Raw genomic sequence first — 12,728 nt, 5'->3', positions numbered from 1 at the left:
CGCCACAGGGAAGGGCTCGACAAATAAACAGCGCTTTCCTGGCCGCATTCGCGCGATTCGCAAGTTAAATGACTACTGTGCCTCTGCTCGTAATACCAGCTTATAGCCGCGCGTGGCGACGATATTAGATTTGTTAATGGTGATAAGTGGGTTAAAACTCCCATGTTTAAGGAACTGCATCGTTCAGCCACGCTGGAAGCGGCGGAAAAATCGCAGTTCGGGTATACAAAGATTTATGAAGCCACAGTATAAAAGCTGATGTTCCTAAATCTTGAGGTGCGCCACCCAATGAAAATCTTGGACTGACTCGCAGCCTCCACGAACCTTTAAATTTAAAGCCAATAATATGACGCTGACTTGACAAATCTTTCGTTTTTAACTGAAAATGGAACAATCTTCCTAGAGCATATTCGACGATTTGGTGATTTGCCATTTCAGTTTGGGGCCTTGGTTCATACCAAGCGTATGTCTATCCTTTCAGCTTGCCCTTCCAACTATCGACTGGAACATCCTGAGCAGGACCTTGCCGCGCGTGATGCCAAGCTGTTTGTGCATTTTTCTATCTTTGATTGGATTGAGCAGCACGTTGCGGGCTGGTCTGATGTAAAGCTTGAATATGCTTTGATCACGACGCATTTTAATGCTCAACTTTGAGCAGTACGCCATATGATAAAGAATTTTTCGAAAAATTCAAAATTCTTATGTCACACGATCTGTTTTCAAATCCTCGATATATGAGCTTCCCCAAAATGTTGACCCTGGCCTCACATGGTGGCCCCGTAGCGTCTTATTTTTAGTCTTGTCCCGGTTGGGAACTCTGGGGTCAACTCTGAAAGCCGTCTTAAGCGACTAAAAAGAAAACAGGCCCCTCACTCCTGCCCTAAAAATAGCGGCGCGGCGGCGCGCATACGGTTGGCCAGCGCTTCTGCCACGGCGCGGATGCGCGGCACGTTCCGCGTATCCTCGTGCTGCACCAGCCAGATTTCGCGGGCCGGTAAGGGCGGCGCATCCAGCCGCACAAGATCCGTATCCACCGCGACATGATGCCCTAACACCACCACGCCCAGCCCAGCCAGCGCCGCGGCAAGTTGGCTGGCTCGGCTATCGGTACGCAATGCCACCTCTGCCCTGGGTGCCATGGCGGCCAGCGCATCTATTTCAGGGTAAGAACCATTTTCGTCACGGGTGAGAATCAGCCGGTGCCCCACCCCATCGCCCCCCGGCAAAGCCTGTGCATCCCGCTCGGCAAGATACGCCGCACTTGCATAAATCCCGAAGGACACCTCCCCAATCCGCCGCCCGAGCAGTAATTGCCCCTTCGGCCGCGCTAAACGGATAGCCAAATCCGCCTCCCGCGCTGCCAAAGATAAAGTGCGGTCATCGGTAATCAGCTCAACCAGGATACCCGGATACCGCTGGGCAAGATCCGCAAGGGCCTGCATCAAAATCCCCGACGCGAAATCGCTCACCGTCGTCAGCCGTACAATGCCTTCAAGGCGCGCATCCCGCCCGCTCACGGCGCGCTCCGCCGCTTGGGCCGCATCTTCCATCCGCTCCACCTCGGTGCGGGCAGCCTCCCCTGCGGACGTTAACCGAAAACCATGCGGCGTACGCTCCAGCAGGCGCACCCCCGCCTTAGCCTCGAGCGCCGCCAGTCGTCGCCCCATAGTAGATTGCTGTACCCCCAGCCGCCGCGCAGCCGCTGAAAGCGTGCCTTCACGTGCAATGGCCAGAAAACTTCGTAAATCATCCCAATCCACCCCAACCCCCATGCGAAAACGCATAACCATAAGTCAAATTTCAGGAATTAACCAAGCCTCTTTGCATGGCTATCTGGACGCTAAAGGAGATCCACTTATGACATCAAACATCGATACAAAAACCGCTGGATACGGCGCCCTGCTGCTCCGCCTCTCGCTGGGTATTTTGTTCCTGGCCCATGACGGGCTGAAATTCTTTGTATTCACCCCAACTGGCACAGAGCATTTCTTCGCCAGTCTTGGTCTGCCGGGCTGGTTTGGGATTTTCGTCATGCTCTGGGAGCTTGCCGCCGCTATCGCCCTGATCTTTGGCATCTGGCCTCGCTTGGCCGCGCTGCTGATCGCCCCGGATCTGATCGGCGCAATTGTGATGGTGCATATCCATAACGGCTTCTTCTTCACGGCGAAGGGCGGTGGATGGGAATATCCGGCGTTCTGGACGATTGCGCTGATCGCACTCGCGCTGATTGGCGACGGCCCCTGCACCTTGCTGCCGACCCCAGGCAGGAAAGCCACATGAAGCTTCCTAGCCTGTTCGTCAGCCATGGTTCCCCCATGCTGGCCCTCACGGACACGCCGGCGAGGAGGTTCCTCACCGGCTTGTCCACCCTCCTGCCCAGGCCACGCGCCATCCTTGTGGTTTCCGCGCATTGGGAAACAACAGCGCCGATGGTGAATAAAGTCGCCCGGAACCAAACGATCCATGATTTTTTCGGCTTTCCGCGCGCGCTCTATGAGCTTCATTACCCCGCGCCCGGCCATGCCGTGCTGGCGGAACGCATTGCCGCCCTGCTCGGGCAGGCCGGTTTTGCCACGGGTCTGGAGACAACGCGCGGTCTTGACCACGGCGCCTGGGTTCCGTTGCTGCTGGCTTGGCCAGACGCAAACATCCCCACGCTTCAGCTCTCCGTGCAGACCAGCCAGGGCCCCGGCCACGCTTACCAAGTTGGCCAAGCCCTAGCACCGCTACGCGATGAAGAGGTGCTCATTCTCGGCTCCGGCAGTTTCACGCACGACCTCAGGCGCTTCCGAGGACAGCCGGTCAATGCCCCTGAGAGCGCCGACGTCACCGCGTTCAGCAACTGGATGGATGCCGCCATCGTCAACAACGACATTGCGGCCTTGCTAAATTACCGCAAGCTCGCCCCTTATGCTCCTGACGAGCACCCGACCGAAGAGCATTTGCTGCCGCTCTTCACCGCTCTGGGCGCAAGCGATGGTCCGGCGCAAAGGCTGCACAGCTCAATCGAGCATTCAATTTTGAGAATGGATGCTTACAATTTTGGGCCCATGCAGCCCCCACTGGCCAACTAAATGAAAGGGGAAGGCGGTTAAAATTCACCTTCCCTTTTCTTAGAGTTGCAGTACACGTCTCAGCTCATTGGCGGCCTCTGTGATTTTTTGAGCATGTTCAAAACAAACTCGCGTTCCTCGCTGGAAAGAAAGGAGGTAAAATCATCCTGCACACGTTCGACCCAAGGCATTGCATGGGCTTGGCATCCGCTAGCCGGATCACCGGCGCAGAATAGAACCGCATCCTTATTGTAAAGCCAGGGGTGAGATGTTGGTGCGCGCCGGTGCCCGTACGCTTTGATTAGGACATTGCCGTCATTGGCCGAGTGGACCGTGCCTGTCGGCCTGATATCGGGGAAATCCGTATAGGCAAGCACATCGATGACGCCCCAAACTTGGTTGGCTAACTCGCCGCTCAATTCACTGGCCGTCGTCCTACGTATTTGGCTGCGCGCGCCATCGCACTCCACCACATGACGTGCCTTGATCAATTCCACGCGGTCATCGCGATGGGCATCCACGGGTTGCAGCTTGGCGGTGACGAAGTCTAACGCATCCCATGGGATGCGTCAGATCAACCAGACGAAAACCATAATTGGACACAATCCGGCCGGGCGCGTGGCGGATCCACTCACGATAAAAATCATGCACACGCAGCGGGTTCAAAATAACAAGCGGAAATTCTGAAAGCCCGTCCTTGGCTCAACAATGCGGTGCGGAAGACGAGAAAGGCCGCCATCTGTGCCGCGAACGTCTGCCCAGCGGAACTGCAGTCGATAATCAAAACGCGAACAGCATCCGTTTCCTACTGTGCGGACAGCGCTAGATAGGCAGCAGGCTTCCCGGTCCGAACACCATTCATATGGAATTACATGATGTCTCCCAACTTTCTTCGCGGCTACGGTGAGGCGCCGCAGACTGATTTAGAAGGCCGATAAGTAGCATGCTACCTATCTGGGTTCGTCAAGTGCGAAGGTATTATCCGCTACTCGACTTACAGCAGAGCCCACGCCTCTCGCGCCACAAATAATTCCGGGACAAGATAAAATGGCGCGGCTTCTTTTATGCCTCGAGCAGGCGACAGGACGCGAAAATCTTCATCACCTCGTCACCAATTTGCGCCGGAGTCATTTTTCCGGGTCTATACCAACTGGAAAGGTTATTCAGCAGCGTCAACAAGGCCAACCGATAAATCTTCCGGTTAACGTCCGGTGGTAAGGGAACGTCTTGCACCAGCCCATCAAAGAGCGCCTCGAACCTGTCTCGCGTTTCGATCAGCCGCTCTTGCAGGCCGGGGGGCAACAAACGGAAATCATTCATTAGTGGCGTTGTCGCGGAGAACTGATCGAGCTGAATTTCCGCCAGCGTGATGCTGGCGACGCGCAAACGCTCCCACGGGTCAGTCAGCGGAGCGACGGCCGCATTGATCCGTGCCGCCGCCTTGGCTAAGGCCCGGTCATGCACCGTGGCGAACAGGTTCTCCTTGGACTTGATATAATGGTACAGCGAACCGCCCAGCAGCCCCACGCGCTCCCCGATATCGCGCACGGAAGTTGCATGATAGCCCCGCGCCGCGAATAAGGCAGCGGCGGCGTCCAGCACATCCAGGTGGCGGGCGCTCAATTCCCCCGGCGCTGTGCTGGGTATGGGTTGTGCCGCCTGTTTGAGTTTCGCCGCCATGATCCTCCTTAATACACCGCCGCCATTAAAACCCGGATGGCCCGCGCCGCGCAAACCATGCCAAGATGAGATTTAAGATTGACTGTATCAACTGTTTGATACAATACACGAGCCGTACGGGCAAAGCCCCAATGCCCAGCCCGGCCGCATATGTCGCACCAAGAAAAAAGAGCGAGTCTGATGAGCTACGTCCCGCCGATTGACGATCTGCGTTTCTTGCTGACCTCGATGTTTGACCTCGAGGACCTGCCCAAGCTGTTTAGGGAACAAGGTTTTGATTCCGGCTTGGCGCTGGCGCTGCTGGAAGAAGCCGGCCGCTTCAGTGCGGAAACGCTGGCGCCGTTGAATCTACCTGGAGATACGGCGGGGTGTAGGATGGAAAACGGTAAAGTTATCACCGCACCTGGTTTTGCGAATGCGTACCGACGTTATGCGGAAAATGGCTGGTGCGCCCTTTCGGCCACGCCGGAATTTGGCGGCCAGGGCCTGCCGCACACAATGCAGGTGCTGGTGGATGAAATGGTCTCCGGCGCCAACCTGTCTTTTGGGCTGTTCCCCGGTCTGACACGCGGCGCTGCGGAGGCGCTTACCGCCCATGGCAGCGAGGCGCTGAAACAAGCGTATCTTCCGCGCATGGTCTCCGGTGAATGGTCCGGCGTGATGGCACTGACAGAAGCCGCCGCCGGGACGGATCTCGGCCTCCTGCGCACCAAGGCGGAGCCGCTGGCAGAAGGCGCTTTTGCCATCACCGGCACGAAAATCTTTATATCTTCCGGCGACCATGATTTCGGCGGGAACATCATTCATCTGGTACTGGCCCGGCTGCCGGACGCGCCGGCGGGGGTGAAAGGCATCTCGCTGTTTCTGGTGCCGAAATTTCTTCCGGACGGGACGCCCAACAGCCTGTCCGTCGGGGCGCTGGAGCATAAAATGGGCATTCATGCCCAGCCTACCTGCGTGATGAATTACGATGGCGCGACCGGTTGGCTGGTGGGCGTGCCGAATCGCGGCTTGAATGCGATGTTCACCATGATGAATACCGAGCGGCTGTTTGTGGGGCTACAGGGGCTTGGCATCGCCCATGCCGCTTATTGCAAGGCGGCCGCGTATGCCAAAGAGAGGCTGCAAGGCCGGACGCCGTCTGGCGGCATGAATCCGGCACCAATTATAGAACATGCCGATGTACGACGGATGCTGCTTTCCGTCCGCGCCTTTGTGGAGGCTGGCCGTGCACTGGCCATCTGGGTGGCAATGCAAATTGATATCTCCCGCCATCATGAGGACACCGCAGCACGGGACGCGGCGGACAAGCTGGTTTCTTTACTCACCCCCGTAGTGAAGGCGGCCTTTACCGATTTTGGCTTTGAATCAGCCGTGATGGCGCAGCAGGTCTTTGGCGGCCATGGCTATGTGCGTGAATGGGGCATGGAGCAGTTTGTGCGCGATGCGCGTATCGCGCAGATTTATGAAGGCACAAATGGCGTGCAAGCCCTAGACCTGGCAGGCCGTAAGCTGGGGATGGATGGCGGCGCGGTGGTACGCGGCTTTTTCCACCGGATCGAGGCCGATCTTTGTAAGGTTGAGGGACTGGAAGATATCGTGACGCCAGTACGGGAGGCTTTGGCGCTGCTACGAGAGTTGACTGAACATCTCTTGGCGGTATCTGCCGATGGCGCGGAAATCGGCGCGGCATCGGTCGAGTATCTGCGGGTGTTCGCGCTAGTCTGCTTTGGATGGATGTGGGTTGGCATAGCCAAGGCCGCGCCGGGCTCTGAAGATGCCGGGATACGCGAGGCTAAACCCGTTCTTGCGCGCTTCTTTGTAACGCGCATGCTGCCGCAGGCAGGGGCATTGGCGGCTTCTGTTAAAGCCGGAGCCGGGCCTCTGGCCGCCCTACCTTCGTCTTTGTTCTAACCATTCGCCAAAAAATACCAAGCTATAATGAAGGAGAAATGGCATGAGCCGCATTTTCGAGATGGATCTGGGACACGACCCGGCGAATTATGTGCCGCTTTCTCCACTCAGCTTCCTGCGCCGGGCGGAGCGTATCTTCCCGGACAAGATCGCGGTGACGCATCATGACCGAACCTATAGCTACGCCCACTTCACGGACCGTATCCGCCGTTTCGCCAGCGCTATTACCGCAGCGGGAGTAAAACCCGGCGAGGCCGTGGCGGTGCTGTCCCCTAACGGACCAGTGCCGCTTGAGGCGCATTACGCCGTGCCACTGGCGGGCTGTGTCATCTCCATGATCAATACGCTGCTGGACCCCGCCGCCATTGCGTTTATTCTGGAACATGCCGAGGCCAAATTATTTCTGGTGGACCGGGAATGGGCGCCGAAGGCCAAGGCCGCGCTTGCAGAGCTGAAGGTCAAGCCGATTCTGGTGGAAATCGCAGACGAGGCGGCACCGCCCAGCCTGACGCTCGGCGCACCGGAATATGAGGACTGGATTGCCCCGCATGCGCCCGCCCCTTGGCGCCTGCCCGCTGATGAGTGGGAGGCGATTGCGGTGAATTACACCTCCGGCACCACGGGAAACCCGAAGGGCGTGGTGTATCATCATCGCGGTGCGTATCTCGGCGCGCTGGCTGTGGCATTCATGGTGAATCTGACGCAGGATTCTGCCTATCTTTGGACACTGCCGATGTTTCATTGCTCAGGCTGGACCTATAGCTGGGCCGTGACGGCGCTGGGCGCCACCCATGTGTGCATGCGCAAAGTGGACCCGGCGATGATCTTCGAGAAAATCGCGCGCCACAAAGTAACCCATATGTGCGGTGCTCCCATTGTGCTGGGTATGCTGATTAACGCACCGGAAGGGGTGAAGCGTGTATTGGATCAGCCTGTAACGGTTGCCATCGCGGGCGCGGCACCTCCAAGCGCGATTATTGAAGGCACGGAGCGGCTCGGCTTCAAGGTGCAGCATGTTTACGGCCTCACGGAGGTGTATGGCCCATCGGCGATTTGTGAAGTTCAAGCGGACTGGCAGACACTGGACATAACCACCCGCGCACGGTTGATGGCGCGCCAAGGAGTGCCTGGCATCACCCAGGAGGACCTAACTGTGCTGGACACGCAAGGCGTCCCCGTACCGGCCGATGGCAAGACCATCGGTGAACTGGCCTTCAAGGGGAATGTGGTGATGAAGGGGTATCTTAAAAATCCAAAGGCCACGCGCGAGGCTTTCCGGAATGGCTGGTTCCTGACCGGGGATTTGGGGGTAATGCATCCGGATGGCTATGTAGAGATCAAGGACCGTTCGAAGGACATCATCATTTCCGGCGGTGAGAATATCTCCTCGTTGGAGGTAGAGGAAGTTCTCTACCGTCACCCTTCTGTACGCGAGGCCGCCGTAATCGCCATGCCAGATGCAAAATGGGGGGAGGTGCCAATGGCGGTGATTGCCGTGAAGGATGGGGCGAGTGTGACAGAAGAAGAGTTGACCACCTTCTGCCGAGAGCATCTGGCTGGATTCAAAATTCCCAAGCGCTATAGTTTTGATGAACTGCCGAAGACCTCAACCGGTAAAATTCAAAAACACATATTGCGTAAGAAATTGGTGGGGTAGACTGGGGTTGAACTGATGTTCAGCTCATCGCGGCATGGACTAACAGCCGGAGAGCATCCGGCTGAGTCGGCTATTTCGCGAAGCGCGACGCGGTCTCTGTCAGGAATAGAGCAATGATGAAGCCAAAAACTAACCCTCCCATCGCCAGATCCAGAATATGCGGGAGGCCGTAGGTTTGGGCGATCCAACCACCGGGGGCGGATGCCGCTCCGCCGCCAAAATCTCACCTGAGCCGGATGCGAACCCAATAGCCGTGGCGGTGGAAGCAGCGCTCACGCCCTCGGTTGCCAGCGGGCCTGTGAACAACCCCATCAAATCTCAGCGCAAATCAACAACTATATTATCTTAGGAAGGATTATACGTAATCCAGGCATGTCTCTCACCGTGTAAAATGTAGAGATGCTGTGTGGAAGGATAAACACCTATAGATAACCTGAAAATATACAGGAAAATCAATGGCGTCCCCAGGGGGATTCGAACCCCCGTTGCCGCCGTGAGAGGGCCTAGTCTAATAAACAACATGAATGATTTAGGGCGACTTCGGACAACAATGGATTACTTGGAAATCCGCAGGATACCACGAAGTGCAACTTCGTAGTGGTACAAATGGCCCACTACGAAAAGCGCTTGATATGGCTGATGGCCTAGTCGCCCCATGGTCCTTTTAATACGCGGCGGGGTCTGCCATGATGACGATATCCTCGGGTTCCAGTGTATGCCGATAATGGCTATAGCGTCACGTAACCAAGAAGCCCAGGTCGCGGCAAAGTGCCGCGTGACGCAGGACATCGCTGATGCCTATGACGCCAGCCGGTTCTCCCGCAACAGGGAACCAATCATCTATCATTATATGGGCTGCTCTACCTTCGCGAACTAGACGGTAATGCCTGAAATCATGCAGGCAAGGGAAATAGGCTAAAGTCGCCGGCCTCAGCTACTTCGAGAACGTGATTCACGATCACGTCACTATCCTAGCTATGCGGGGCCAGCCAAGTGAGAGCATCAGCGAACAATTGTAGAGATAACGCCCTGCCAACGCTAGGCAGAACAATCAGTCCAGGGTGGATATCCTGCCGGGCAACCAGCTTGCGAAAATCGACTGCGTTCTCGGTCACGATCACCCGGTCCTCGGCGATGCGGCGCACGAGGACAACATGGTCCGGATCGCCCAAGCGACCAATATCTCGTGGATGTGTCGCGTCGTGGATTCCCGTAGCGTTGAGATGCTGGGCGAGCTGGGATGAGAGACATTCGTCGATAAACAGCTTCAAGTGGCCTTTGCCCAGGCGCGCCCGCCCGGCCGGCCGACGAACGGGTGGGTACGAGCATAGAGCGCCACCGTCTCCACTACCTCCCGCGCCAAGTTTGGATAATCAGCGAGAATATCTTCGACGCCGTCGCCACCATCGAGCCGGCCCCGCACTGCGTAAACGGTTATCCGTGTCCCTCGTAGGACCGGCGTTCCTCCCATTATTCCGGGTTTACGTCGATATGATCGTCTCTTGACTGCCCGTAGCGTTCCGCGCGTTCGGCAAGATCACGCCCGACGAGCGCGGGAACATCGACCGTCACGGCCGGTGCGATCTCCAGCCGCTCCGCTGTCATCCGTCCAACCGGGAGTTCGCCCAGCGTCCGGGCAAGGTTGCGTTTGGCCGTGAGCAAAAGTGTAACCGGCAGCCTCGCCACGATCGCGGCGTAAGGTATGGCGTAGAGCGGAAGCATCCGCCGGCCGCGGACACCTGGCCTGCGGATGCCCGAGAGCGCCTTCTCCTCGATGGCCTTATCCACGACGCGCACTGAGACTGCGGCGAGGGCGGCGACTTCGCAGGCGGTAAAATTGGCGGGCATCACAATTCCTCCCTTATTAGGGATAATCTATCGAACTTCACCGGTACGCCACAAGTGGATGGGGCTTCCAGCCGCCGTTCGGTCTTTTCACACCAGCTTCAATGGCAAAAGCTTCTACTGCTTGCAGGAGGCCAAGATGCTGATCGAAGCCCGGCGCCTTGGGGGTTTCCTCTCGAACTTTGCCCGTACCGTCCCCGCCATGGCGACCTGTCTCGATCACAGATGGAGACAGACATGTTCTCGGACGAAGAGCCCTCGGTTGATGATACAATCCTACAAGACCTTAAATTTGTTGGCGCCGACGACCATCGTACCAATGCCCGCAGCTCATACCCAATTGTTTCGCATGACGTGCTGCCAGCCCTCGCGCTTGGGTTCCGGCACAAGCTGACCCAGGCAGGTGTCGACAGGCTTCTGTCGGCGCTGAACCAGTGCTGCCGCTATTACGCGGAGTCGATCGCGCTGCCGGTCACGATCTTCGGCACAGGCGGTGGCGAAGGAAGCGCCCCCGGCGAGCCCCGAGTGGTTCACGAGGAGATTTTTCTGAACCCGGTTGGCCACGATGACTGGGTCAAGCTCATTGACGGGCTCAATTCGTATCACCGCCGGGGAGAAACCTGCTGGCTGTTTGCCCGAACCCTCGCCAATCTCCCCTCTCACACCCCAGAGATGAGGCTGAGCCGAGCAGGACGAGCGGGACAGGAGAGCACCCAAGACAGCACGGTCCTCATCGATGCCCGGCTCATCCGCCTGGGGGCGCTGCGCCTCGCCATCACGTCCCACGCCAGCACGGTCGCGATCGCGGCGTGCGTCGAAATGATCGCCCTGCTGGTCGAGATTCAAGCCGATCAGGAACTGCTTCACCATTATGATCGCCGCGTTCACAATCTATTCGAGGCGACCTCAACCCGGTTGCGGCGGCTTGCCGGTCCTCCGTTGTGCAACTGGTCCGAGGAGAACCAGATCGATTTCGCCAGCGCTCCTCCCTTCTGGATGAACGCCTCGGTGACCTGGCTTGAGGAAATCGTCCACGCTCGCAATTCCGGGTTTTTGCCCGGGGACGAGTTCGTCCTGGCCGCCCAGAAGCTATTCTCTGAACTCGCCCCGCCATCGGGTGAGGAACTCTCGGCCGCTACGAGACGGCGCCATGGCGGTGGCATGAGGACAGGCCGGTACGGCGAGAAGCGCAGGGACGGGAAAAGAGGGGAGGCAAGTGGGCAGCTCCAGGATGAGGCAGAGAACTCACGGCCCCGTGGGAATGGGTCAGGCTCTCCCCCTGGTGCTCTCGGCGAAAACAGTTCCAGCAAGCAGGAACGGCATTCCGGCCAGGAAGAGGAAGGTTCTCCAGGAAAGGAGGAGCCTTCCGGCACGGAAAAAGCCGGAAATGCTGGCAAGGCCGAGGAGGCTTCGAGCCTGGAAGACGTTTTTGGACGTGGAACCGGTGCGATCACAGGGACGTCCGATGCCGCTCGGAGCCAGAATACCGCCGATGACACCATAAATCCCGGTCTGAAGGCGCTTCAGGACGAGATTTATGGCCAGAGAGGCGTCCTCCGGCAGTCCCCCTCCCTGCAGCCGATGCGGTTCCTCGACCTGTCGCCTCATGCCGATGAGGCCAAGCGTAAGTACGCGGAACAGTTCCGCGCGCTGGAACACCCCATGCCACTGACCGAGCTGCCGCAGTACAAGGAGTTGGTCCGAGACCTGGGCAGCCTCCGCGAGGCGATGCCGAATTTTGGCGCCATCCTCGACGCGCTGCAGGGAGATTTTGCCTTCGCCCTCAGGAGCGAGGGGCCTGCGGTTCTGCGCCTGCGGCCCATGTTGCTCGTCGGTCCGCCCGCTATTGGCAAGACACGCTTTGCCCGGGAACTGACCAAAGCTCTGGGGGCGGAGTCTTCATACATCTCCGTCGCTGGTGATGCCGATAACCGGCGTTTTGCCGGGACCGCCCATGGCTTCTCCACTGCCCATCCGTCCTGGCCGGTCGAGCGGATGGTGCGGCTTGGGTGGGCCAATCCGGTCCTGATCGTCGATGAGATCGAAAAAGCCGGGGGTAGCAAATCCAACGGGACGCTGACGGATACGATCCTCGGCCTGCTGGAACCCGAGTCCGCTAGGCAATTTACCGACCCGTTTTTGGGCGGGCCGATTGATGTAAGCGCCATCTCCTGGATCTTTTTGGCCAACTCGCGGCACGGGCTGTCAGAGCCGCTCCTCTCTCGGCTCGAACTGTTTCAGATTGCCCCACCCGAGCCAGCGGCGTTCAATGTCATCGTCCGGGCCATCTTGGATGACATCGCCAAGAGCCGGAGCATAGCACCTGACCAGATACCTGCCTTGCCGGAGCTCTTCTTGGCAGAACTCAAAGCCGCCTACGTCCAGCGGCGGGATCTCCGCAGAGTCCGGATCACGCTGGAGAAAGCCCTCGGTATTCTGGCTCGGTACGACAATGAGCACCTGGGCGAGACGCTACACTGAGCCATAGCGGCACTGCCCAACTCGCCGGATGGCAGTGAGCCGTCCTCCTCCCACCCGTCATTCCACCTAGGCCAGTCCGGCGAAGCAAACCGCTTTGA

The 12,728-nt window shown here is 58.1% G+C and carries 13 protein-coding genes; 6 read left to right on the top strand and 7 right to left on the bottom strand.

Annotated features, from left to right (window positions below; translation table 11 throughout):
• The first annotated feature begins 357 nt into the window (after positions 1 to 357).
• Positions 358 to 654: a hypothetical protein gene (locus BUB54_RS00415; RefSeq protein WP_139284734.1), complete on the top strand. Its 297-nt coding sequence runs from the start codon at positions 358 to 360 to the stop codon at positions 652 to 654.
• 215 nt (positions 655 to 869) lie between these two features.
• Here BUB54_RS00415 and BUB54_RS00410 read toward each other — a convergent pair whose 3' ends face one another.
• On the bottom strand, positions 870 to 1,790 hold the full coding sequence (locus BUB54_RS00410) for a LysR family transcriptional regulator (protein WP_241869460.1): 921 nt from the start codon (positions 1,788 to 1,790) through the stop codon (positions 870 to 872).
• Between the two features lie 67 nt (positions 1,791 to 1,857).
• On the opposite strand from BUB54_RS00410, the gene BUB54_RS00405 reads away from it, so the two are divergent.
• Positions 1,858 to 2,280 carry a DoxX family protein gene (locus BUB54_RS00405; RefSeq protein ID WP_048880238.1) on the top strand — a complete coding sequence of 141 codons (423 nt, stop codon included), beginning with the start codon at positions 1,858 to 1,860 and terminating at the stop codon, positions 2,278 to 2,280.
• Positions 2,277 to 3,074 carry a DODA-type extradiol aromatic ring-opening family dioxygenase gene (locus BUB54_RS00400; RefSeq protein WP_048880239.1) on the top strand — a complete coding sequence of 266 codons (798 nt, stop codon included), beginning with the start codon at positions 2,277 to 2,279 and terminating at the stop codon, positions 3,072 to 3,074. Before BUB54_RS00405 ends, BUB54_RS00400 begins: the two co-directional genes overlap by 4 nt.
• Positions 3,075 to 3,133: 59 nt before the next feature.
• Here the strand turns inward: BUB54_RS00400 and BUB54_RS00395 are convergent, their stop codons facing one another.
• Both BUB54_RS00395 and BUB54_RS00390 read right to left on the bottom strand, forming a co-directional pair.
• Entirely contained in the window at positions 3,134 to 3,574 is a 441-nt protein-coding gene (locus tag BUB54_RS00395; RefSeq protein ID WP_048880240.1) for an FAD-dependent monooxygenase, read from the bottom strand.
• Positions 3,575 to 4,115: 541 nt separating this feature from the next.
• Complete coding sequence (locus BUB54_RS00390) at positions 4,116 to 4,733, bottom strand: TetR/AcrR family transcriptional regulator (protein WP_082075774.1); 618 nt, start codon at positions 4,731 to 4,733, stop codon at positions 4,116 to 4,118.
• Between the two features lie 180 nt (positions 4,734 to 4,913).
• On the opposite strand from BUB54_RS00390, the gene BUB54_RS00385 reads away from it, so the two are divergent.
• Both BUB54_RS00385 and BUB54_RS00380 read left to right on the top strand, forming a co-directional pair.
• Positions 4,914 to 6,647: an acyl-CoA dehydrogenase C-terminal domain-containing protein gene (locus tag BUB54_RS00385; protein ID WP_241869462.1), complete on the top strand. Its 1,734-nt coding sequence runs from the start codon at positions 4,914 to 4,916 to the stop codon at positions 6,645 to 6,647.
• 43 nt (positions 6,648 to 6,690) lie between these two features.
• Positions 6,691 to 8,304 carry an AMP-binding protein gene (locus BUB54_RS00380; protein WP_048880241.1) on the top strand — a complete coding sequence of 538 codons (1,614 nt, stop codon included), beginning with the start codon at positions 6,691 to 6,693 and terminating at the stop codon, positions 8,302 to 8,304.
• A gap of 971 nt (positions 8,305 to 9,275) precedes the next feature.
• Here the strand turns inward: BUB54_RS00380 and BUB54_RS00365 are convergent.
• From BUB54_RS00365 to BUB54_RS20115, 4 genes are read right to left on the bottom strand one after another with little or no spacing between them, the layout of a single operon-like run.
• The gene (locus BUB54_RS00365) at positions 9,276 to 9,575 is read right to left on the bottom strand and encodes a DUF5615 family PIN-like protein (protein WP_048880422.1); all 300 of its coding nucleotides are present in this window, start codon (positions 9,573 to 9,575) and stop codon (positions 9,276 to 9,278) included.
• Complete coding sequence (locus BUB54_RS00360) at positions 9,572 to 9,727, bottom strand: DUF433 domain-containing protein (RefSeq protein WP_241869474.1); 156 nt, start codon at positions 9,725 to 9,727, stop codon at positions 9,572 to 9,574. Before BUB54_RS00360 ends, BUB54_RS00365 begins: the two co-directional genes overlap by 4 nt.
• A gap of 47 nt (positions 9,728 to 9,774) precedes the next feature.
• The gene (locus BUB54_RS00355) at positions 9,775 to 10,152 is read right to left on the bottom strand and encodes a hypothetical protein (protein ID WP_048880423.1); all 378 of its coding nucleotides are present in this window, start codon (positions 10,150 to 10,152) and stop codon (positions 9,775 to 9,777) included.
• A 37-nt stretch (positions 10,153 to 10,189) separates the two neighbouring features.
• A complete protein-coding gene (locus tag BUB54_RS20115; protein ID WP_139284732.1) occupies positions 10,190 to 10,372 on the bottom strand; it encodes a hypothetical protein in 183 nt (60 codons plus the stop codon).
• A gap of 14 nt (positions 10,373 to 10,386) precedes the next feature.
• On the opposite strand from BUB54_RS20115, the gene BUB54_RS00350 reads away from it, so the two are divergent.
• Positions 10,387 to 12,630, top strand: coding sequence for an AAA family ATPase (locus BUB54_RS00350; RefSeq protein ID WP_073211058.1), 2,244 nt, complete (start codon positions 10,387 to 10,389; stop codon positions 12,628 to 12,630).
• The last annotated feature ends 98 nt before the right edge of the window (positions 12,631 to 12,728 follow it).

It is taken from the genome of Acidocella aminolytica 101 = DSM 11237, assembly GCF_900129125.1.
In the GTDB taxonomy this organism is placed as follows: Bacteria; Pseudomonadota; Alphaproteobacteria; order Acetobacterales; family Acetobacteraceae; genus Acidocella; species Acidocella aminolytica.
The sequence above is the reverse complement of the archived record's forward strand: the minus strand, read 5'-3'. Positions and strand labels throughout refer to the sequence as shown.